The sequence below is a fragment of the Flavobacterium collinsii genome, from assembly GCF_946903285.1.
Taxonomy (GTDB): domain Bacteria; phylum Bacteroidota; class Bacteroidia; order Flavobacteriales; family Flavobacteriaceae; genus Flavobacterium; species Flavobacterium collinsii.
Genome location: NZ_OX336425.1, coordinates 4,715,553 through 4,738,035 on the forward strand (window position 1 = coordinate 4,715,553; position 22,483 = coordinate 4,738,035).

The 22,483-nt window shown below is 36.0% G+C and carries 12 protein-coding genes, 2 tRNA genes and 3 rRNA genes; 5 read left to right on the forward strand and 12 right to left on the reverse strand.

Annotation, left to right across the window (positions count from 1 at the left end; all coding sequences use genetic code 11):
- Positions 1 to 229 precede the first annotated feature (229 nt).
- Positions 230 to 706, reverse strand: a complete 477-nt coding sequence (locus tag OGZ34_RS19060) for a hypothetical protein (protein ID WP_263361372.1) — start codon at positions 704 to 706, stop codon at positions 230 to 232.
- Between the two features lie 582 nt (positions 707 to 1,288).
- Here OGZ34_RS19060 and OGZ34_RS22455 point away from each other — a divergent pair.
- Positions 1,289 to 1,531 (forward strand): SymE family type I addiction module toxin, encoded by a 243-nt coding sequence (locus OGZ34_RS22455; RefSeq protein ID WP_395343689.1) that lies wholly within the window; start codon positions 1,289 to 1,291, stop codon positions 1,529 to 1,531.
- A 501-nt stretch (positions 1,532 to 2,032) separates the two neighbouring features.
- Here the strand turns inward: OGZ34_RS22455 and OGZ34_RS19065 are convergent.
- On the reverse strand, positions 2,033 to 2,854 hold the full coding sequence (locus OGZ34_RS19065) for a zinc-dependent metalloprotease (protein ID WP_263361373.1): 822 nt from the start codon (positions 2,852 to 2,854) through the stop codon (positions 2,033 to 2,035).
- A 577-nt stretch (positions 2,855 to 3,431) separates the two neighbouring features.
- Between OGZ34_RS19065 and OGZ34_RS19070 the strand changes: the two genes are divergently transcribed.
- Positions 3,432 to 6,146, forward strand: coding sequence for a S8 family serine peptidase (locus tag OGZ34_RS19070; protein ID WP_263361374.1), 2,715 nt, complete (start codon positions 3,432 to 3,434; stop codon positions 6,144 to 6,146).
- Positions 6,147 to 6,221: 75 nt separating this feature from the next.
- Here the strand turns inward: OGZ34_RS19070 and OGZ34_RS19075 are convergent, their stop codons facing one another.
- Positions 6,222 to 7,244, reverse strand: a complete 1,023-nt coding sequence (locus OGZ34_RS19075) for an META domain-containing protein (protein WP_263361375.1) — start codon at positions 7,242 to 7,244, stop codon at positions 6,222 to 6,224.
- A gap of 703 nt (positions 7,245 to 7,947) precedes the next feature.
- On the opposite strand from OGZ34_RS19075, the gene OGZ34_RS19080 reads away from it, so the two are divergent.
- Both OGZ34_RS19080 and OGZ34_RS19085 read left to right on the forward strand, forming a co-directional pair.
- Positions 7,948 to 8,307 (forward strand): secretion protein, encoded by a 360-nt coding sequence (locus OGZ34_RS19080; RefSeq protein WP_263361376.1) that lies wholly within the window; start codon positions 7,948 to 7,950, stop codon positions 8,305 to 8,307.
- Positions 8,308 to 8,575: 268 nt separating this feature from the next.
- Positions 8,576 to 9,655, forward strand: a complete 1,080-nt coding sequence (locus tag OGZ34_RS19085) for a pentapeptide repeat-containing protein (RefSeq protein ID WP_263361377.1) — start codon at positions 8,576 to 8,578, stop codon at positions 9,653 to 9,655.
- A 1,342-nt stretch (positions 9,656 to 10,997) separates the two neighbouring features.
- On the opposite strand, the gene rrf is transcribed toward OGZ34_RS19085, so the two are convergent.
- The 9 genes from rrf to OGZ34_RS19130 form a co-directional block, all read right to left on the reverse strand.
- Positions 10,998 to 11,107 (reverse strand): 5S ribosomal RNA (gene rrf, locus OGZ34_RS19090).
- Between the two features lie 176 nt (positions 11,108 to 11,283).
- A 23S ribosomal RNA gene (locus OGZ34_RS19095) occupies positions 11,284 to 14,164 on the reverse strand.
- 186 nt (positions 14,165 to 14,350) lie between these two features.
- Positions 14,351 to 14,423 (reverse strand) — tRNA-Ala (locus OGZ34_RS19100).
- Between the two features lie 158 nt (positions 14,424 to 14,581).
- Positions 14,582 to 14,655, reverse strand: a tRNA-Ile gene (locus OGZ34_RS19105).
- A 126-nt stretch (positions 14,656 to 14,781) separates the two neighbouring features.
- Positions 14,782 to 16,295 (reverse strand): 16S ribosomal RNA (locus OGZ34_RS19110).
- The 16S, 23S and 5S rRNA genes sit together here with 2 tRNA genes alongside, the layout of an rRNA operon.
- 1,006 nt (positions 16,296 to 17,301) lie before the next feature.
- Positions 17,302 to 18,270, reverse strand: a complete 969-nt coding sequence (locus OGZ34_RS19115; RefSeq protein ID WP_263361378.1) for a YheT family hydrolase — start codon at positions 18,268 to 18,270, stop codon at positions 17,302 to 17,304.
- A 305-nt stretch (positions 18,271 to 18,575) separates the two neighbouring features.
- The gene (locus tag OGZ34_RS19120) at positions 18,576 to 19,538 is read right to left on the reverse strand and encodes a sodium-dependent bicarbonate transport family permease (protein ID WP_173964607.1); all 963 of its coding nucleotides are present in this window, start codon (positions 19,536 to 19,538) and stop codon (positions 18,576 to 18,578) included.
- A gap of 113 nt (positions 19,539 to 19,651) precedes the next feature.
- Positions 19,652 to 20,605, reverse strand: coding sequence for an L-threonylcarbamoyladenylate synthase (locus tag OGZ34_RS19125; RefSeq protein ID WP_263361379.1), 954 nt, complete (start codon positions 20,603 to 20,605; stop codon positions 19,652 to 19,654).
- Between the two features lie 32 nt (positions 20,606 to 20,637).
- Complete coding sequence (locus OGZ34_RS19130; RefSeq protein ID WP_263361380.1) at positions 20,638 to 20,937, reverse strand: hypothetical protein; 300 nt, start codon at positions 20,935 to 20,937, stop codon at positions 20,638 to 20,640.
- 387 nt (positions 20,938 to 21,324) lie between these two features.
- Between OGZ34_RS19130 and OGZ34_RS19135 the strand changes: the two genes are divergently transcribed.
- On the forward strand, positions 21,325 to 22,248 hold the full coding sequence (locus tag OGZ34_RS19135) for a LysR family transcriptional regulator (RefSeq protein ID WP_173964604.1): 924 nt from the start codon (positions 21,325 to 21,327) through the stop codon (positions 22,246 to 22,248).
- Positions 22,249 to 22,483 lie beyond the last annotated feature (235 nt).

Below are 22,483 nucleotides of genomic sequence, written 5' to 3' on the forward strand. Positions count from 1 at the left end.
AGAAGCCAGATTCATAATCGATCAGCATTTGACCATTACCAAAATGAAAAATATGCTAATAACAAAACCAATAAAAGAAGTATAAAACTCATTAAAAAAAGTAATACAATCTTTTATATACAACAAAACCCACTAAAATTTTAGCGGGTTTTATGTTTAGTTATATGTAAACTTTTTTCACTACAAGACAAGGGAGGAATAAAAGCTAAAATCGTTATACTATAAAAGTTTATTTTACCTTGTCAATTCTTACATCTTCTGGACCTCCATAATATGCAGCATCCGCTCCTCTACCGCTTTTACTTCTTTCTGTTTGCAATTTTAAAGTAAAAGAAATTTGTAATTTTTCACTGCTCTTTATTTTATTACCTTCATTGTCATAAAAAATTACGTCCTGCATCGTAAAAGTTTCCGGAGTGTAAAATTCATTTTTTCCTTCGCCGTCCTCTATCGGAAAATGACCAATTATTACTCCTTTTCCGTTAGGTTGTTCATAAAATTTGATATAAGGAGTTGTTTTTATACTTGTTTTTATATCACTATCAATAAAAGGATATCCAACTATACTAAATCGTTTTCCGTTATTCTCTTCTATTTTATTTAAATCTTCATATTCCTTGGTTGTTACAAGTTTGCCTATTTCGTTATTTGAATTACCACAGGAAAACATTGCTAAAGCCAATGCTGCAATTAGATTTTTTTTCATTGTTTAATATTTATTGTTTATTATTAGGTTTTCTATTTTATTTTCTTTGCGCCACACGAAAGGATTCGTGCGGGAGCGGGCTAAAATTTTTCTATTTCTTTGTTTCTAACTAATTTTGACATACAACATGCCTGAACTTGATGACAGCAAATTTTTTATTGGTTATGTTTAGTTCATTTATACATCTCTTTATCCTCCTACTAAAACATTTACAAAAAATATCTGCCGAATTTCAAAGAGTCCCAAAAAATTGAATCTCAAAAGTAGTTGATTTTTCTCTCAATTAAAAAAATGATTACAACGCTTTTTTTCTTTTTTCGCTGCAAAACACAAAAATACTTTTAGTACTTTTGCCCCGACTTACATTTTTTCGGAGGCGAGTTTACTCGCTATGAACATTGCGGGCTTTTTTTATGCCCGTACATGTCACTATACACGGTTTCAGTACCCCCGTGTGGTGCGTTAATGCGCCCACTGCCTCCGAGAAGGTGTAAGTCAACGGGAAAGGCTGGAACCGTATTTTTTTTAGCCATTAAAAAATTTCTGAAAATGACTTACACAGAAAAAACAAACAACACAGAGATGGTAAGCACGATCTCTGCACTAGAACGGACATCTAATATATTATCTGTTCGTCACATTAAAACGTACTCTTTTCATAGGGAATCACGCTCTAAATGTCTTCACAAACCCCGACCTAAGGTACTCCCACTAATTCGTCTTTGTGGCAATTGGTTACAAGAAGCGGGATTCATAATCGATCAAGATTTAACCATTACCGTAATGAAAGATATGCTCGTTATCAGACCAACAAAAGAAGTGTAAAATTGATAAAAAAGTCATCAAATATTTATTCTACAAAAAAGAGGAAGTCTCAGTACAATGAAACTTCCTCTTTTTGTTTTTTAGTTAACAGAAAACATTGAAAAATAAACCTTTTTAATATTAAAAATTTAGTACTGCTTTTTATGACAAAATAGATTTTTATAATTCTTTGGAATTTTCAACAACGATGTCTTCAACACTATCATCATGATTAGGCATCACTCCTAATTCTTTTAATTTTGTAACTTCACTTCTTACTTCCATTATTTACATTGAATTAATGTTAGTTCTCCTTTTTTAACTTATCATTATTTTCATAAAACTCCATTAGCTTTTCGAATGAGTTGTTATATTTATTACCTGCAATATTCTTGCATGAAACTAATTCTAAAATTGTTAATTTAAAAGACCAAACGATTTATAACTAACTATAAAAAAGAGGCTGTTTCAAATAATGAAACAGCCTCTTATATTTTGTAAAGAGAGCCCCTAATTTAAATTTTAATATAAATAATTAAGAGCTGTAACATCGTTAGCATTGAAAGCTCCAGTTTCACTTGAACTGAAACATGCTCTCATATAAGATGTTGAATCATATCCTGTAGGTGTTCCTGGGATATGAATTGCTCCAACACCAGCTGCTCCTTCGTTTGAATTTTGTCCACAGCTTTGACGGCTGAAATAATCTGTGTGGCGTAAACCAATACAGTGGCCAATTTCGTGTGCAGCTACGTGTGCATTTACATTAACTGAATATGTATCTAATCCAGAATACAATGTAACGGAATTAAAAGGATTCCCTCCCGAAGGGAAACCTGCTACTCCACCGGCACCTCCGGTTTGTCTTTTTACAACTATATTTGCACCTGTAGTACTTGAACTAAAAGTTAGTGTAAAGTTAATAGACAAACCTAAATTATTGTATCTATTTACTGCAGCTTGTAATCCAGCTTTCATATTTGCGCTTAAAGCTGTTGTTCCAGTCCCGGATAATCCAACAATTTTAATAGTTTTTGGAGTAGATACTAAATTAGTAGTGCGGTATTGTTCTGTAGTAATACCACCGTGAATATTCATTTTATTTAATTGCTCCTCAGTCATGATAATGTCACCTTCTATCAGGAAAGCATCCTCAGTGGTACCATCTAACTTCGTGTTTTTAATCACTTGAACATCATTATTATTTAGTGCAAGTGCACTAATTTTATTCAACACATCTTGTGTTACTTTAAGAGATCCTTCTTTTGGTTGATCCGCTTGATCATCTTTATTACAAGACAACACCATTAGTGCCACAAATGACAAGGCTAAAATTGATTTCATTTTTTTCATAAACAGGTTTTTTTTGGTTGTTAAAAAAGTTTGGTAAACGGGGATCTTTACAAAATATTAATAATACTTATCTCCAAACTTAACTATTTTTTTATATTAAAATACTTATAAAACAGTTATTTAACAATTTTAACATTTTTTGTTAAATAATTACTTTGTGATTTTTTAATCCTAATTATCTGATTATTACGCTAAGCCCAGTAAAATCAATAATTAAATACAAATCAGATTGTTATCTATAAAAATATGATTTCAATATTCAACTTCTGTTGCTTTTACTAAAAAATGATTCCACAATTTGATACCTCATTTAAAATATAAAAAGTATGCTGAAATTAAAATCACAGATGCAATATATTTTGAAGGTGTTGCATGAAATAAAAACTCGTACTTTTTTTACAAATAATTTAATAACTTTGATTACCTACAATGGATAAATATTTCACTTATAAATCATTAAACATAAATCTATACCTGGTTTTATCTAAATTTAAAAGTGATAAACCATTGTAAAATTCATTTTATGCCATTGGAATCAATGTTTATAACTGCCCTAACCTCTTAATAAATGAAGACACAAATTACTTTCCTCCTCTATATGATCACGACAATTAGTCTCGCGCAAAGCCCAGGAAAATGGGAGCATTACATAAAAAAGGAAAATGAAAGCAAATTTGAAAAATACTATTTTACATCTTTAGAAAATGCACACCACCACAACTACAATATTGTTAAAAAACTTGACAGTACTTTTTGTATTGTGGAAAATAAAAATTTAAAATCGAATCGGACTTTAAACAAAATTATCCCAGTAAATAATTTATGGAAACTACCTTCTGATTTTTCGAATCACACAGAAAGTAAACAGTATATAATTGCAACAGACTCAATCAAAACCTTACTTACTGACTTAAAATCAATTAATATTTCTACTATCAAAATACTGGATAATCACCTTGTAGTCATAAAAAGTGATTCAAAAAAAATTATTGATACCATTATATCTTTGAGCAGCGTAACTTCAGTTTCGCAGGAATCACTGCAACCAAAAACTGAGTCTAAAATAATAGATCAAAATTTTAGTATCAACTCTATAAATAAAGCTAATATAAATTTTCCTCTTCTAACTGGCGAAAATGAAATTGTCGCGATCAAAGATGATTTTTTTGATGTAAATGATATTGATTTATTAAATAAAAACATTCCTTCCTCAATACAATCCACTATTGTATCAAACCATGCAACAGCAATGGCAACTATAGCTTCGGGATTAGGAAACAGTTCTTCATTAGGAAAAGGTGTTGCTCCAAAATCTAAGATACAATCATCTAATTTTTCGAATATCTTTCCCGATGAAATAGCCAATTTACAAGGTGCTACCACTCAAAATCATTCCTATGGCACAGTGATTGAGAATTTTTATGGTTCACTCGCCAATGCTTATGACGCTCAACTATTCTCAAATCCTAATTTGACACACTGTTTTTCCTCGGGAAACATTGGCCTTCAGGGTTATAAATCGATTACCGGTAATTTCAAGCAATCAAAAAATAGCATCGTACTGGGGTGTATTGACCAAAACGGAATAATTATGCCCTTTTCTTCAAAAGGTCCGGCCTATGACGGTCGAATAAAACCAGAGTTAGTAGCTTATAGCACCCAAGGAACTTCAAATTCTACAGCATTGGCTACTGGAATTATCACTCTTATGAAACAACATTATAAAACGATACACAATATCCCTTTGACTAATACCCAGACAAAGGCAATTTTGATTAATAGTGCAAAAGATTTAGGTAATCCAGGTCCCGATTTTACCTATGGTTATGGCAACATCAATGCTGATAAAAGTTTAAAAACAATCAGCGAAAATAGAATTTTATCCGGTACCTTGACGTCCGGCCAAACAACTTCACACCTTATTGCTCTTCCGGAAAATGCAAAAAACTTAAAAATCACATTAGTCTGGAACGATTTGCCTGGTGCAATCAATAGTAATATCAGTTTGGTAAACGATTTAGACCTCGAAGTTGTTTCAGCCGACAAAACTACTATTCTACCCTGGATTCTTAATCCTGACGCTCCACAACTGCAAGCCGCAAGAGGAAAAGACAAAATAAATACCATAGAGCAAGTGACTATTGAAAACCCCGCATCCGGATCTTATACTGTTAATATTATTGGTTCATATGTTTCAAATACTTCACAAGAATACAGCATCGCTTACGAATATGAACTACAAAATCGATTTGAATGGAATTACCCTGTTCATAATGATAATTTCCCCTATGATGGTAAGATTATTTCTCCTTTTAAGTGGAATTCGTCATTTTCCGGTAGTCCTGGACAATTGTCTATAAGCTACAATAATGGGCAAAACTGGGAAATTATTGCAAATGATATAAATCTAAACAGTGAACAATTCACTTATATCCCAAAAGAGCAAAAATTTTCAAAAGCAAAATTAAAAATGACCATTGATAACACCGATTATATCTCTGATAGTTTTACGATGTCTTATGATTTAAATATTCATGCCAGCTTAGTTTGTGATGGTACAACCGAAATTAACTGGGACAAACCTGCTGATGTTTCATCCTTTAATATTTATCAGCTCAAGGAAGATCATTTAGAATTTAAAGAACAGACAACAAACAATACTTACACTTATACTGATGAGAAAATTTATACCGTTATTCCTGTATTTAACAATAACGAAGGAATAAAAAGTGAGTCGACATTACAGTATGCGCAAAACTCAAATTGCTATTTCGAGTTTGCTTTGGCAGAAGTTTATCAAGAAGATAAAATAAAAATTAACACCAGTCTTTTCAGCTTATACAATATCAAAAGAATCGAGTTGGTAAAAATGATCAACAATACCGAAGCTGTTATTAGTACAACAAACGATATCAATTCAAAAACGCTCTCATTTTTAGATCTAACTCCTGTAAAGGGCCGTAATAAATATAAGATAAACATTCTTTTAAAAAACAATACCGTAATAAGTTCTCTAATTGTTGATGCCAATTATTTAGGAGATGATTTGTTTCTGGTTCACCCCACGCTACTAAGCAAAAATGAAGACTTAAATATTGAAGCCAAAAAAGAGGGAAACGCCATTTTCTATTTGTACAATGTCAGTGGACAAAATACTAATACTTTTTCGTTACTTTCGAAAACCAATAACATTACTCTGAAAAATATTGCCTCCGGAATTTATTTCTATAAAATAATTACCAGTTCAGGCGAAATACAATCGGGAAAAATTGCAGTTTTTTAGGCTATTATACCTCTATATACTAAAAAGCCTGACGAAGATCGTCAGGCTTTTTAGTTCTTATATGCAGTGAAAATTTTATTTTGTAATTCCAAACATCATTACAAGTTTGTCATTAAGATAAAAATTCAGAGTCTGATCTGCTACGTCAAAACGCAGGTCTTTATTGTTTAGATAAGATACTATTTTTTGCTCCGTTTTATTAGCTTCTTCACCAATACATGCCATTGCAGTAGTTCTTACATTATTAAAAACAACACGATCAGCTTTACTTTCATAAGTACCTCCAAAATTGTTGCAACCTGTATTACCACTCACTTGTTTTTTTGTTGTATCAAATTTAATAAAAGCACGACCATAATCCTGTCCCACATTTTCAAGCATAATTAACTTCCAGTTGTTCTTACCAATATAACTCCACAGCTCATTTTGAGTTGGTATTGCAAACTCCAAAATAGTCTTGTTCTGTAAATTTTTAAACTGTACCTTATTCTTTTTCTTTACAATTTTAAATTTCTTATCCTTTATAGCTTCACTAAATTCATGCTCTAATTTCATACTCTTCTCATCACAAGCCATTAAAGTCCCAAAAGGAGCATCGGTTTTGATCTGATTTTTTGCAGCAAGCTTTATATATTTTACACTAAAGTTATTACAGCCATTTTTACCACTGATTGTACCTGCTTCTTTGTTTATGGTAATAAATGCTTTACCATTATTTATCTTTTTCCCATTCAAATGGGTCAGGATCATTTTTGTATTGTAAATCCCTTTCTCTTCTTTTACTGCAGTTTTCGAAATAATACTTTTCAGTTTGTATTCGTATAAAGAAGCATCGGCAGGAACAACACCCTGTCTTTTTGTTCTGGTCACCATAATCTCATATCGATTTCCTTGTTCAAAATTGAAACCGTCAATATGATTATAAAAAAACTGCCAATCTTTGTCATTATCATACTTTACCTGCAAACATTCCATTGGAGCAACACCCTGACATGGAACTTTATTCTCTCTTACAAACATTCTTAAATTCTCCTGACCATATGTAATTGATGATAATAACACGATCATAAAAACATACATACCTTTAAATCTTCTCATTCTTTTTAAATTTTGTAATACTTCATTAAGTATTCTGATTATACTATATTTCCTTCGTTAGCATTAACTGTGCCATTTGAACAATGGAGTCTGTTTTTAACTTTTTTTTATACCTCCGGTTAAGCCTTATTTTAAGGGAGTTTTTATCTGTTACATCCTTCTTTTCAAAGCTATGTTATTACTAACTATACTACAAACCGACTAGTTAACCCATACTCCGGCTTTCGTCTATTAGCTAAAAATGTACAACCACTCAACCTATCATAAATTCTCTGCCACTGCCACTAATCACAGCCTTTTGGCTCAGATCATTTTTTTTATACACTATAAAAAATAGGTTTTGTCAAAATACTATGGTTTACTCATTCTTTTTTTAGCAGCTAATTGACATATTTGATTTAAAAATAATCGATCCGGAATACTTTTAAACGCATTTTTGAATCGCAAAATTTCGAAATAGCAAATTCTAAATTAAAATTACTTTTTTTTTAATGCTAATAAACTGACAATCAACCTCTATTTTTATAAGAAGTATAAAAAGAAACTCGAACAATTACATTTTTACCACATAATTTAATAGAAACACCAAAATATCTATAATTCAGCAATTTACCACTATAAAAATAAGATTTCTTTGAATAAAACTTAATTTATTTTCTAATTTTGCGCCTCAATTTTATTTGACTATCAAACAATTAAAAGAATGACACAATTTAGTAAAACAGTATTTATTGGAGACATATTATTGTCGTCAATTTATACTTATGCTGATGAAAGTACACGCAATTATACTTTGACTATAGCAACCGGAAATCAAAAAGCAATAAAATTTATACTGGATGCTGCCGAAACTTCTTCTTTCAATATTTACGATCAAAATCAAATTTTAATTTACTCCAGAGAGTCGGAAATAAACAAACTAGAAATATCAACAACGATTAGTTTAGAAGGCTGTTCATCCGATTTTTATTTCTTAGAGATAATAGAAAATGGTAAGGTTATGACACACAAAATAAAAGTTACAACCAAAGCTGTAAATGAGAGTCTTTCTTTACAAGATTAATTTTTTGCCCCCACAATCAAGAACAGCTCAATTTTGAGTTGATTAAGAGCAGCTCAGAATTGAGCTGTTTTTTTTTATTTTACTTCAACCAAAACTATAAGTATTTATCAGCTCCCAAGATTTCCGAGCCTTCACTCATCTATACTACCTGTAGTTGTCAAATAGCAACTAAAAGTAGCCTAAATACAACTATAAGTTTTTGTTTTTTTTTGATTCTAAAAATACATCCAAATACCTTTGTATTATCTAAAAACAAAAAAATAATACCATGTTAAATACTAAAATGATCGGCAATAAAATTGCTGTAGCACGAAAAAAAATAAATTTATCTCAGGCACAGCTTGCCGAACATCTATTTATTAGTTCACAAGCTGTTGGAAAATGGGAACGCGGAGAATCAATGCCAGATATAACAACTTTTAATCGTTTGGCCGAAGTTCTGGGTGTTGATCTTAATTATTTCTCTGAAAATTTTCAATCCGAAACTAGTAAAACCACACCAATTGAACCATTAGCAAATCAATCTGATGAATTGTTACCGATAAAGCAAAAGAAAAAACTTAGCTGGGATATGTCAAATGGAAATTGGGTAGACGCTGATTTTTCGGGGTTGAAAAATCTAAGCCAAAAATTTGGTTCCTCCAATATGCAACGTTGCTTATTTATTGAATCAGATATATCGGGTCTTATTCTAAAAAACAACAATCTAAATGGCTGTGACTTCACAAATTCCAACATTAGCAACAGTAATATACAGAGCTCAAACCTTACACATAATATATTCAAAAATTGTTCTTTACAAGAGACTGAATTTTCCAGAAACTATCTTAAAGATTGTGATTTCACTGGCGCCAATTTTATTGGAGCAAATTTCATGAAGAATAATCATCTTGACAATTGCGATTTTTCAGCTTCTGATATTAGAAAAGGTCAGATTTTAAATTCCAGTTTAAACAAAAATACTTTTAAAAATTGTTTACTAAAAGAAGCTCTTTTTTTCAAAAGTCACATCAAAGACTGTGATTTCTCTGATGCTAATTTTACCGAAGCAGAATTCAAATCTGGAGTTTTTATAAACAATCCGGTAGTAAATGCAATATGGAATCATACATCATTTGTTGAAATGCAATTTGATAATATCATTTTTGAAGGAACATTGGAGGATTGCTATTTTGAAAACTGTGAATTCAAAAAAGTAATATTCCAAAATTCAACACTTACAAACACCTTTTTTAAAAACAACAACTTGAAACGAGTTCAATTCATAAATTGTCAAACCGATAAAATTACCTACGAATTCTTAAAAAATAATAAAGCAGACTTAACTGGTATTACATTTTTACCGTAATAGCAACGAAAATGAATAACGCCACAAAATATTCCTCATCAGTCGACACCATATAACATCACTGATATAAAAGTAATTCTCAGGATCATCACAACATTATTAAAATCAAAAAAAATAATAAAACAATGATAGCACTTATAATAACTTTTTACTTAGCTCTAAGCAAATTAATACTATACTTCTTTACAAATAATAAAAACTAATACCCTTTAAAGTCAGATACAACTAAATAACCCGTTAAAAAGTAATTTAGTTGTATTCTTGTGATAACCTTAGAATAATTGTCACAATGTATTATAAAACTATTTGCAGTACCTGCCGTATTACATCTACAGTATTATTTAGCCCAAATGTCCATTCGAGTAATAACTTTACATATAACAAAAAATAGCTGATTAACAGATAAAATATTTTTTCTTTAATCTAATTACATCTTGTAGATTATTTTTGCACTTAAAAATAGCTAATGAAGTTTTTTTTTGCAACAAGTACACCGTTCTAAAACTTCAGAGATTTAAGAATATTGAGTGCTTCCTTTTCAGCGACTCAAAGTTATACAAAACACAATATTGCAAATATTGCCGACGGTTTCAACCGTTGGGAGGCAATACCTCACAACAATACTAGCCCCACAGTTGAAATCGTCACTTATAATTAACACAAGAGAAAATTTTTGATTTTATTGGCATCAAGTTCTTTCTAGAGATCAGGGTTTACGTCTAATCTTATTCTGGGCGTTTCCCTTCGGGTCGGGCTGTACGCTAAATCTTTTGTGATATAAGTTTTAACTGATTTAAGAAAAGGCCAGCTATCACAAAAGGATACCGCTGCCATCCCTAACGCAGTCAACGATAGAAAGAGTACCTAAAAGAAAAAGCCCTGAAAGGGCAAAAAAACTAATTCTTACTAGTTTTCGATAACCAAAAATCAATCTCTTCCAGGAAATACTATTCAAAATAATATAAATTCTTCTCTTTATGTTGAGGCTTCTGCCCTTTCAGGGCGAAAAATGATATTATTGCTATTTATTTCATAGCGCTTCGCACTATGCTTTCTGCTTTTCGGGCTTTCAGCCCTTATTAATATTAAAGAGTATTATGCGTAAATATTGCTCTGAAAGAGCAAATGCCAAATCTCAAAAGAACAACCTAGCCCTTAGCAACTAATACATAAAAATTAACAAAAAAATCCGTTCTAATTCGCGTTTTCGCATAGCGAATCAGTACAATCCGCGATCTGTTTTTTAACCGCAAAGTTCGCAAAGCATTACCCAAAGCACGCAAGAATTTAAAAAGCGCTATAAAACAAAAAACCCTATCCGATTTGGATAGGGTTTTAAAAAGAAAGGCGACGACATACTCTCCCACATAACTGCAGTACCATCTGCGCAGGCGGGCTTAACTACTCTGTTCGGGATGGGAAGAGGTGAGCCCCGCCGCAATAACCACCTTAAGGTCATTGTTGGCGGTTGTTGGTTTATGGTTGTTGGTGTTTCCATCAACTACCAACCTTCAACTATCAACTGCAGCTTCGCTGCAAATATCTTAACATACTGAGATAAAGAAAAGTACTTTTATTTACTATTTTAGAAAGTTTCTCCCCGTCCGCCTTAACGGACGGGAAAAGGTGTACATAAGCTTACGGATTATTAGTACTACTCGACTATGACATTACTGCCTTTACATCTATAGCCTATCAACGTGGTCATCTTCCACGATCCTTAAAAAATCTCATCTTGTGGTGGGTTTCGCGCTTATATGCTTTCAGCGCTTATCCCTTCCAAACGTAGCTACTCTGCGGTGCCCCTGGCGGGACAACAGATACACTAGAGGTTTGTCCAATTCGGTCCTCTCGTACTAGAATCAGATCCACTCAAATTTCTAACGCCCACAGTAGATAGAGACCGAACTGTCTCACGACGTTCTGAACCCAGCTCGCGTGCCACTTTAATGGGCGAACAGCCCAACCCTTGGGACCTTCTCCAGCCCCAGGATGTGACGAGCCGACATCGAGGTGCCAAACCCCCCCGTCGATATGAGCTCTTGGGGGAGATCAGCCTGTTATCCCCGGCGTACCTTTTATCCTTTGAGCGATGGCCCTTCCATGCGGAACCACCGGATCACTATGCTCTACTTTCGTACCTGATCGACCTGTATGTCTCTCAGTCAAGCTCCCTTATGCCATTGCACTCTACGCACGGTTACCAAGCGTACTGAGGGAACCTTTAGAAGCCTCCGTTACTCTTTTGGAGGCGACCACCCCAGTCAAACTACCCACCAAGCAATGTCCCCCACATAGCGGGGTTAGGCCTCAGATAAACAAAGGGTTGTATTTCAACAATGACTCCACAACGCCTGGCGACGCCACTTCACAGTCTCCAACCTATCCTACACATCATTTATCCAAGGTCAATACTAAGCTATAGTAAAGGTGCACAGGGTCTTTTCGTCCCACTGCGGGTAAACGGCATCTTCACCGTTACTACAATTTCACCGAGCTCATGGCTGAGACAGTGTCCAGATCGTTACACCATTCGTGCAGGTCGGAACTTACCCGACAAGGAATTTCGCTACCTTAGGACCGTTATAGTTACGGCCGCCGTTTACTGGGGCTTCAATTCAATGCTTCTCCGAAGATAACATCTCCTCTTAACCTTCCAGCACCGGGCAGGTGTCAGGCCCTATACTTCATCTTACGATTTTGCAGAGCCCTGTGTTTTTGATAAACAGTCGCCTGGACCTCTTCACTGCGGCCAGCTTGCGCTGGCGACCTTTCTCCCGAAGTTACAGGTCTATTTTGCCTAATTCCTTAGCCATGAATCTCTCGAGCACCTTAGGATTCTCTCCTCAACTACCTGTGTCGGTTTACGGTACTGGTACTAATTACCTGAAGTTTAGAGGTTTTTCTTGGAAGCCCTTAGGCGCACTATCTCTTTGTCCGAAGACTCCGAGTACTATCGTATTTCCCCAAGATCTGTGGATTTGCCTGCAGATCTTATAGGTAGGTACTTCAACGAACTATTCCGTCAGTTCGCGGCGCTTTCATCACTCCGTCACCCCATCACAGTAATTAGTAGTACGGGAATATTAACCCGTTAGCCATCGACTGTCCCTTTCGGGTTCGCCTTAGGACCAGACTAACCCACAGCTGATTAGCATAGCTGTGGAAACCTTAGTTTTTCGGTGTGCGGGTTTCTCGCCCGCATTATCGTTACTTATGCCTACATTTTCTTTTCTAACCAGTCCAGCATACCTGACGATACACCTTCAACCCTGTTAGAATGCTCCCCTACCACTTACAGTCAGACTGTAAATCCATAGCTTCGGTAATACACTTATGCCCGATTATTATCCATGCTCGTCCGCTCGACTAGTGAGCTGTTACGCACTCTTTAAATGAATGGCTGCTTCCAAGCCAACATCCTAGCTGTCTGGGCAGACAAACCTCGTTCTTTCAACTTAGCGTATATTTGGGGACCTTAGCTGATGGTCTGGGTTCTTTCCCTCTCGGACTTGGACCTTAGCACCCAAGCCCTCACTGCTGAGAAACATTATATAGCATTCGGAGTTTGTCAGGAATTGGTAGGCGGTGAAGCCCCCGCATCCAATCAGTAGCTCTACCTCTATATAACTTTACGCTCAGCGCTGCACCTAAATGCATTTCGGGGAGTACGAGCTATTTCCGAGTTTGATTGGCCTTTCACCCCTACCCACAGGTCATCCGAAGACTTTTCAACGTCAACCGGTTCGGTCCTCCACTGTGTGTTACCACAGCTTCAACCTGCCCATGGGTAGATCACACGGTTTCGCGTCTAACACTACTGACTAAAGCGCCCTATTCAGACTCGCTTTCGCTACGGATCCGTGGCTTAACCACTTAACCTTGCCAGCAACGTTAACTCGTAGGCTCATTATGCAAAAGGCACGCCGTCACCCCACGAAAGGGCTCCGACCGCTTGTAAGCGTATGGTTTCAGGATCTATTTCACTCCGTTATTCACGGTTCTTTTCACCTTTCCCTCACGGTACTGGTTCACTATCGGTCTCTCAGGAGTATTTAGCCTTAGCGGATGGTCCCGCCAAATTCAGACAGGGTTTCACGTGCCCCGCCCTACTCAGGATACCACTATCTATTATACTCGTTACCCATACGGGACTATCACCCTCTATGGTGTCACTTTCCAGTAACTTCCGGTTCCTTGTACATAAAATATCGTGGTCCTACAACCCCAATCATGCCGTAACATCATTGGTTTGGGCTAATCCGCGTTCGCTCGCCACTACTTACGGAATCACTTTTGTTTTCTTCTCCTCCGCCTACTTAGATGTTTCAGTTCAGCGGGTTTGCCCACCTATCGGTGTACTATGTCTTCAACATAGTGGGTTGCCCCATTCAGGTATCTACGGATCAATCGGTGTGTGCCCGTCCCCGTAGCTTTTCGCAGCTTATCACGCCTTTCATCGCCTCTGAGAGCCTAGGCATCCCCCATACGCCCTTATTTTGCTTATTGTACCAATCTTAAAATTAATTAAGACCGTTTTTTTTTGTCTTTTACAATAAAATTGCAAAAAACGCTTTCTACTTTTTATTATTTTCTTATCTCAATATGTCAATGAACTTTATTAGCTGTAGGCTTTAAGCAATACGCTTTAAGCTTTCTTAGCTTACCGCCTAAAGCTTATAGCTTTCGGCTTTGTGGAGAATAACGGAGTCGAACCGTTGACCCCTGCGTGCAAGGCAGGCGCTCTAGCCAGCTGAGCTAATCCCCCATTTTTAAATGATGAGTTATGAATTATGAGTTATGAATTCTCTCATAAACGCTCAACTTCTAAAATTTCCTTTATCTTAAGTATTTCAGTCTTTTTTAGTTTGTTGTTTTTTATTATAACTTATAATTCATAATTTACAACTCTAAACTCTAAAAAAGTAGTCCCGGGCAGACTCGAACTGCCGACCCCTACATTATCAGTGTAGTACTCTAACCAGCTGAGCTACGAGACTCTGTTTACTTAATTTTCATTATTTTTTAAATTAACAGCAAGAGTAAGTGAATGTTGTGATTCAGAACCTTCTAAATTAACATCTTTTTTCCTCAACGTGTATTACTACTAACATTTGAGGCTCTAGAAAGGAGGTGTTCCAGCCGCACCTTCCGGTACAGCTACCTTGTTACGACTTAGCCCTAGTTACCAGTTTTACCCTAGGCAGCTCCTTGCGGTCACCGACTTCAGGCACCCCCAGCTTCCATGGCTTGACGGGCGGTGTGTACAAGGCCCGGGAACGTATTCACCGGATCATGGCTGATATCCGATTACTAGCGATTCCAGCTTCACGGAGTCGAGTTGCAGACTCCGATCCGAACTGTGACCGGTTTTATAGATTCGCTCCTGGTCGCCCAGTGGCTGCTCTCTGTACCGGCCATTGTAGCACGTGTGTAGCCCAAGGCGTAAGGGCCGTGATGATTTGACGTCATCCCCACCTTCCTCACAGTTTGCACTGGCAGTCTTGTTAGAGTTCCCGACATGACTCGCTGGCAACTAACAACAGGGGTTGCGCTCGTTATAGGACTTAACCTGACACCTCACGGCACGAGCTGACGACAACCATGCAGCACCTTGTAAATTGTCTTGCGAAAGATCTGTTTCCAAACCGGTCAATCTACATTTAAGCCTTGGTAAGGTTCCTCGCGTATCATCGAATTAAACCACATGCTCCACCGCTTGTGCGGGCCCCCGTCAATTCCTTTGAGTTTCATTCTTGCGAACGTACTCCCCAGGTGGGATACTTATCACTTTCGCTTAGCCACTGAAATTGCTTCCAACAGCTAGTATCCATCGTTTACGGCGTGGACTACCAGGGTATCTAATCCTGTTCGCTACCCACGCTTTCGTCCATCAGCGTCAATCCATTAGTAGTAACCTGCCTTCGCAATTGGTATTCCATGTAATCTCTAAGCATTTCACCGCTACACTACATATTCTAGTTACTTCCTAATAATTCAAGTTTAACAGTATCAATGGCCGTTCCACCGTTGAGCGATGGGCTTTCACCACTGACTTATTAAACCGCCTACGGACCCTTTAAACCCAATGATTCCGGATAACGCTTGGATCCTCCGTATTACCGCGGCTGCTGGCACGGAGTTAGCCGATCCTTATTCTTACGATACCGTCAAGCTGCTTCACGAAGCAGTGTTTCTTCTCGTATAAAAGCAGTTTACAATCCATAGGACCGTCATCCTGCACGCGGCATGGCTGGATCAGGCTTGCGCCCATTGTCCAATATTCCTCACTGCTGCCTCCCGTAGGAGTCTGGTCCGTGTCTCAGTACCAGTGTGGGGGATCTCCCTCTCAGGACCCCTACCCATCGTAGCCTTGGTAAGCCGTTACCTTACCAACTAGCTAATGGGACGCATGCTCATCTTTTACCGTTGTGACTTTAATAGTAGAATCATGCGATTCAGCTATACTATGAGGTATTAATCCAAATTTCTCTGGGCTATCCCTCTGTAAAAGGTAGATTGCATACGCGTTACGCACCCGTGCGCCGGTCTCTGCTTCCGAAGAAGCATACCCCTCGACTTGCATGTGTTAAGCCTGCCGCTAGCGTTCATCCTGAGCCAGGATCAAACTCTTCATCGTATATTTTTTATATTATATTGCGATGCTTTATCTATCGGTTCTATTCGAATCTCTCGATTCATTTACTCTTATTCTTTTGCTTTAACATCTCTGTTAAAACGGCTGTCAATTCAATATGTCTACGAACGTGTTTCTTTTTATTGTTTCGCTTGTTTCTCAAAGCGGGTGCAAAAGTAGAAAACTTATTTCTAAATGGCAAGAGATTTTTGAAGTTTTTTTTTTAAAAAAATTTCTTTCCTTTTTTCCTTCTCTCCTTACCAGTCTTTCAATGAGCTTCCCGTGTTTTACCTCACTTAACTTCTATTTTTAAAAGTGTTCGGTGAACTTCGTTTGCGGGGTGCAAATGTAATATCCATTTTCAAATCTCACAAGCTTTTTCGAATCTTTTTTTGAAAATTTCTTTTCGTTTTAATTCCTTTGCTTGTCAGTATTTCAGTGAACGTCTATCGCTGTTGCGGGTGCAAAAGTAGTCACTTTATTGAGTTCTACAAGCTTTTCATCCAACTATTTTGAATCTTTTTTCAAACTTTATCTTAACACTCTGATAACACCCCTTTTACAAATTAAACTATTTTCAGGTTTGAAAGGTTTTTCTTTAGTGAATCTCTTTCCCCATAGTTCCATCTTTTCAAACTGCCCGATTTTACTAGTCTCGCAAAGGCGCAAAGACGCCAAGTTTTGCTTTTTTGCCTTATTTTCTTTTGAAAACCCATCCCCTAGCCCCGATAGAAGTGGAAATCCTTTTGCTTTTTCCTTTAAAAAGCAAAAGATTGAAACCAATAGCGGGAGAAAGCTCCTAAATATGCCAAATTCCAAATTCCAAACCTCATCTTCGACTTCACTTTGCTTGATAAAATCACTCCTTATATATAGGAACAGAAACAACAAACCCGACAGATCTTAAACCTGCCGGATTGTTACTATATATTAAGTAGGTATTTAATTCAAACTATCTACAACTTTTTTTGTGATGTTTATTCAATTACACCTTCTACAATACTAAATACTATGCAAGACCTTTAAAGGATTCAAAAAACTCGTAAGCCCTTGTCTCTACATAGGAATACGTTGAATTGCGCAGTGGAAAAGCACAGTGCCCTCCATATTTTGGAGTTTCCAAATAAACATACACGCTATCCTGGGCTATAGCTCTGGGATAACACCTTTCTCCCAAAAAAGGATCGTCTAATGAATTAATAATTAAGACCGGAATTGTAATGTTTTGAAGAGAAAATTCCGGAGAAACGCGCTGGTAATAGTCGTCCCGGCTTGCAAATCCATGCAGTGGTGCCGTAAAGTACTGATCGACCTCATCAAACGAGGATATTTTATCAATCTGATCGCGGTTTATAAAATCAGGAAACTGTGCTGCCTTGTGTTTTAGCTTTCTCTTAATATCAATTGTAAAGTTCTTCAAATAGACCCTGTTAAAACCTTGCTTGAGTACAGCAGCACTTGTTGCTATATGAGTTGGAACAGAAATAGAAACCGCTGCTTTTATCCGTTCGTCGATTTTTGTCCACCCTAAATAATTCAAGAGCTGAACACCTCCCATTGAATATCCAATTAAGTAAACATCTTCGAATTCTTTTTGCAAAACAAACTGTACAACTTCGTTAAGATCATCCACCGCACCGTGATGATAAAGTCTTGGGAGACGATTCATCTCTCCTCCACAGGTGCGATTGTTCCATGCAAAAACGGAAAAACCCTTTTCCTGAAAATAAGCTGCACAACTATTATTATATGTTCTGCGCGAATCACCTTCTAAACCATGGCACAGGATGACTGCTTTTTTAGGATCGTTTATAATAAAGTCGATATTTATAAAATCTCCATCACTTAGCTCATGTTTCTCTCTTGTATATTCGGGAACATCATACTTTTTAATCAAGGCAGCATAAATAGTAGAAATATGCCTATTGCGATGAATAATCGAAGGTAAATTATATTCTGATTGTTCAATTAATGGCATGATCGGCTAGTTTTGTGATACTATACAAATCTAAGAAATCAATCAACATTAAATTTAATACTACCTATTTTATTTCTCTTTTAAAAATAATGAATTAAAAGAAGCTATACCGCAAAAGGTAAAATCAGAGCATTCAAGTTAATGTACTACCAAGAAACAGAACTTTAATGTATAGGGAATTAAAGGGTTAGCATTTTTTATAGACCTATTTAAACATAATGCGTACCGTTTAAAAGTAAAAACACTTATTTAGAGCAGGTTAACTCGTTTGCCCTTTAATTCCCATAAACTAGTGAAGGGTAATTTTAAAAATTTTGCACAATTAGAAAATAAAGCGGAAGTCCTATTGTTATATTGATAGGAAAAGTGACAGCGAGAGCCATTGGCAAAAACAATCCGGGATTTGCCTGAGGAACTGTAATTTTCATTGCCGCAGGAACCGCAATATAAGAAGCACTTGCTGCCAATATAGCAAAGATAAAACGATTGGTTATATCTGTAGTTACGAACGAACTCAATACTGCAAAAACACAGCCGTTAAGTAAAGGGATCAAAATTGCAAAAAGAAAAGGAAACCATCCGAAAGAAAAGAAGGATTTCATTTTTTGTCCACTTGTTATTCCCATATCCAGTAAAAATATAGCCAAAAATCCTTTAAATAAATCATTTGTAAAAGGTTCAATTCCCTGTGCCTGCTTTTCGCTTGCCAGATAACCAATCACTAAACTTCCCAGAATAAGCAGCACACTACCGTTAGTTAGAGAATGTTTTAATGCTGAACGTTTTTGAATAGAGCTGGATTTATCTTTATTGAAGAAAGAAATCAAAACCAACCCGATAATAATAGCCGGAGATTCCATTAAGGCCATAATTGCCACCATATGACCATGCAGTGCTAATTGTTGACTCTCTAAAAAGGAGACCGCCGTAACAAAAGTAACTGCACTCACAGAACCATATGCCGCAGCAATAGCACCGGCATCGTAAACGCTTAATTTTCTTCTAAGAATGAAAAAAGTATAAACCGGAATTATTCCCGAAATAAAAATTCCGAATAACATTGACCAGAGGATTTCATTTGTAAAAGCTTCGTGAGATAACTCCTGCCCTCCTTTAAAACCAATTGCAAATAGTAAATAAAGTGAAATGAATTTAGATGAGTTCTTTGGAATTTCGAGATCACTCTTTAAGTACGCCGCTATAATACCTAATACAAAAAAGAGCAGTGCAGGATTGGTTAAATTTTCAAGTAATAAATTAAGATTCATACGTTTGTACTTTTTAAACTTTTAGGTGTGTTTTCTTTGCTGTAACTGCTGCTTTGCCCCGCGGACAAAGCAATACTATTGTCTGATTTCTTGTGTGAAAAATATCTTATTCTTTATCTTTTCGAAGCTCTTTCAAGTCGATCGTTAATTGTTTTCCCAAGATCGTGATCCGGGAAACGTTCTGCGATTATAATATCTAGTACCATAGCATCTAATTCATGAAGTGCTGCATATAATTTTGAAGCCGCTTCTTTCAGGCTACCAGTAGGAGAAAGAACAATTTGGTATTTACTATTTTGATCTTCCCTATGCTGTCTAAATACCAACAATCCTATTTTTTTATCTGAAAATTTGCGGATTGATTCTGAAAGGTTATCCGTTAAATGTAAAGCTACTTTAGGCGCATAATGTTTTGAGAGCATACCTGGAGCTTCGGGAGTATTTTCTTCTTTATTATAAAGCGTTGCCGGCCCTGCAACATTTTCTATTTCTTCTTTAGAAATTGCCCCCAAGCGATAGATCACAAGACTTTCTCCTTTAAACCCAATAATAGTAGATTCTATCCCGGCTTTACAGGTCTCTCCATTTAAAACCAATGGGAGCTCGTCTTTAAAATAGGCATCAACATGCTCGGGAGTAGTTGGACTAATAGAACCAAATGGATTAGCACTGGGAGCTGCCACGGGAAAATCTAATTGATGTAACAGAGATAATGCTACAGGATGATTAGGGATTCTAACAGCAACGGTTTCGTGCCCCGCTGTGATGAGCTCAGAAACATCGGGATGTTTTTTTAATAGAAGAGTGAGCGGACCTGGCCAAAATTTGTGCGCCATGATTTTTGCGAGCTCAGGTATTTCAATAGCTACTGTATCCAGATCCTCAATCTGTTTGATATGTACAATCAGCGGATTGTGTAATGGTCTTTGTTTAATGCGGAATATTTTATGAACAGCCTTGGTACTGTAAATGTTTCCGGCTAAACCATAAACAGTTTCCGTTGGAAAACCAATTACATCCTCATTTTTTAATATCTCGACTGCGAGTTCAATATCGTTGCTTATCATATTTTTTTCTTTTTCCCTTCTGATAGTCAGGACTAATTTTCTTTTGCTGTTTGTTGGGCTTCGACTGTTAAAAAGATGTCGTTGTCTATTGTAATCTTTAAGTTTTCTTTAGTTGCATAGTTTATAACTTCTGAAATTACCTCCTTGCTTTCGGTAAGTTCTGCGATTCTCTTTAAACTAATTTCATCAAGATTTCCGGAGCGTTCGTCATCACTAAAGTTTTTTAGGTTGTGAAAATTTATTTTCGCATTAATCAGGTTGAATAAAATTTCTTTGGCTTCTTCGTTAGAATAGGATCCTTTAATTAATTGAATTTTTTGTGTGTTTTTCATGTGTGATAATTAAGTTGATAATGTTGTTACCGGATAATAACCGAATAAGATTTAATAGCGCTAAGATGATTATGGCATCTGAGAGTCTTCTGAATAATAGATTTTCAAATAATACAGCCCCCATAATTGCTGTAATCAGACAGATTATGCAAAACAGAATCTTAAAAACAGATCCTTTTTGTTTCACTTTTTTTGATTTTTCTTTTTCAACCATTTGTTTTTTTTATGATTTGTTCTTTTAAAAGTCTGGTTCTAATTTTAAGATTAGGTGATTTTTGTACTTCTCGCCTTTCTTAGAAAGACTCAGATCTTAAGCGCTGGCAAAGTTGATTCTTTATGTTTATAAATTTTTATTTATATTTGTAATACTATACATTAAATATTTTTATGAACTATACATTGCATCAGCTTCATATTTTTTTAAAGGTTGTCCAGACACAAAGTGTTACCAAAGCTGCAGAAGAACTCCATTTGACACAGCCTGCAGTTTCTATTCAGCTCAAAAACCTTCAGGATCAATTTGACATTCCGTTGACGGAGGTGGTGAGCCGAAGATTGTGTATTACCGATTTTGGGAGGGAGATTGCAGAAATTGCAGAGAAAATAATAGATCAGGTAGAGACTATCAATTTCAAAACAATGGCTTATAAGGGACAATTGACTGGAAAATTAAAAATCTCAGTTGTCTCGACCGGTAAATATGTGATGCCATATTTTCTGTCCGATTTTATGAAAGAGCATTCAGGAATTGAGTTGCAGATGGATGTGACGAATAAAAGTAAAGTGATTAGTAGTCTGGAAAAAAATGAAGTTGATTTTGCCTTGGTTTCAATTCTTCCCTCAAACTTGAATATTGAGAAATTAGATTTACTTCAAAATAAGCTGTATCTGGTGAGTAATACTAAAACGAAGTTCAAAAACACCAAAAATTCGAATGAGGTACTCCAGAATATGCCTCTTATTTTTAGAGAAAAAGGATCCGGCACCCGACAAACGATGGAGCGTTTTATTGATCGAAATGCTATTGTTATTGACAAGAAAATGGAGCTTACGTCTAATGAAGCGGTTAAGCAGGCAGTTATTGCAGGATTAGGTTGTTCTATTATGCCTTTAATTGGAATTAAGAATGAGTTACACAATCAGGAGCTGCAAATTATTCCTTTTAAAGGATTACCCATTAAAACTACATGGAGTTTAATATGGCTTAAAGGAAAAAAACATTCTCCGGTTTCCGCCTCTCTTCTGGAGTATATGAAACTGGAAAAAACTTCTATTATAAAAGATAAATTTAGCTGGTACGAGGGATCATAAACCAAACCTGAACTCTCATAAGTGAGGCTTTAATGTTTAAAATTATAAAAGACTCTTGAGTCTATTACCTAAAAAAAAGTGGCTGTCAATTTTTATCGGACAGCCACTTTTTAGGTTAAAAAGTTTTTTTTTAATAGAGTACCCCAACATTGATAATAAATAAAAACTAATCCCCAACCGATTAAAAGCAAAACAATTGATTTCTTAAGCTCAATATATTTATCATAGACAAAAA

What these genes read in the sequence shown, in the direction of transcription:
- OGZ34_RS19060 (WP_263361372.1), bottom strand. Translation starts at nt 706, where the DNA reads ATGAAAAAAAATCTAATTGCAGCATTGGCTTTAGCAATGTTTTCCTGT.
- OGZ34_RS19065 (WP_263361373.1), bottom strand. Translation starts at nt 2,854, where the DNA reads ATGAAATCAATTTTAGCCTTGTCATTTGTGGCACTAATGGTGTTGTCT.
- OGZ34_RS19120 (WP_173964607.1), bottom strand. Translation starts at nt 19,538, where the DNA reads ATGAATCTTAATTTATTACTTGAAAATTTAACCAATCCTGCACTGCTC.
- OGZ34_RS19085 (WP_263361377.1), top strand. Translation starts at nt 8,576, where the DNA reads ATGTTAAATACTAAAATGATCGGCAATAAAATTGCTGTAGCACGAAAA.
- OGZ34_RS19080 (WP_263361376.1), top strand. Translation starts at nt 7,948, where the DNA reads ATGACACAATTTAGTAAAACAGTATTTATTGGAGACATATTATTGTCG.
- OGZ34_RS19070 (WP_263361374.1), top strand. Translation starts at nt 3,432, where the DNA reads ATGAAGACACAAATTACTTTCCTCCTCTATATGATCACGACAATTAGT.
- OGZ34_RS19125 (WP_263361379.1), bottom strand. Translation starts at nt 20,605, where the DNA reads ATGATAAGCAACGATATTGAACTCGCAGTCGAGATATTAAAAAATGAG.
- OGZ34_RS19135 (WP_173964604.1), top strand. Translation starts at nt 21,325, where the DNA reads ATGAACTATACATTGCATCAGCTTCATATTTTTTTAAAGGTTGTCCAG.
- OGZ34_RS19130 (WP_263361380.1), bottom strand. Translation starts at nt 20,937, where the DNA reads ATGAAAAACACACAAAAAATTCAATTAATTAAAGGATCCTATTCTAAC.
- OGZ34_RS22455 (WP_395343689.1), top strand. Translation starts at nt 1,289, where the DNA reads ATGGTAAGCACGATCTCTGCACTAGAACGGACATCTAATATATTATCT.
- OGZ34_RS19075 (WP_263361375.1), bottom strand. Translation starts at nt 7,244, where the DNA reads ATGAGAAGATTTAAAGGTATGTATGTTTTTATGATCGTGTTATTATCA.
- OGZ34_RS19115 (WP_263361378.1), bottom strand. Translation starts at nt 18,270, where the DNA reads ATGCCATTAATTGAACAATCAGAATATAATTTACCTTCGATTATTCAT.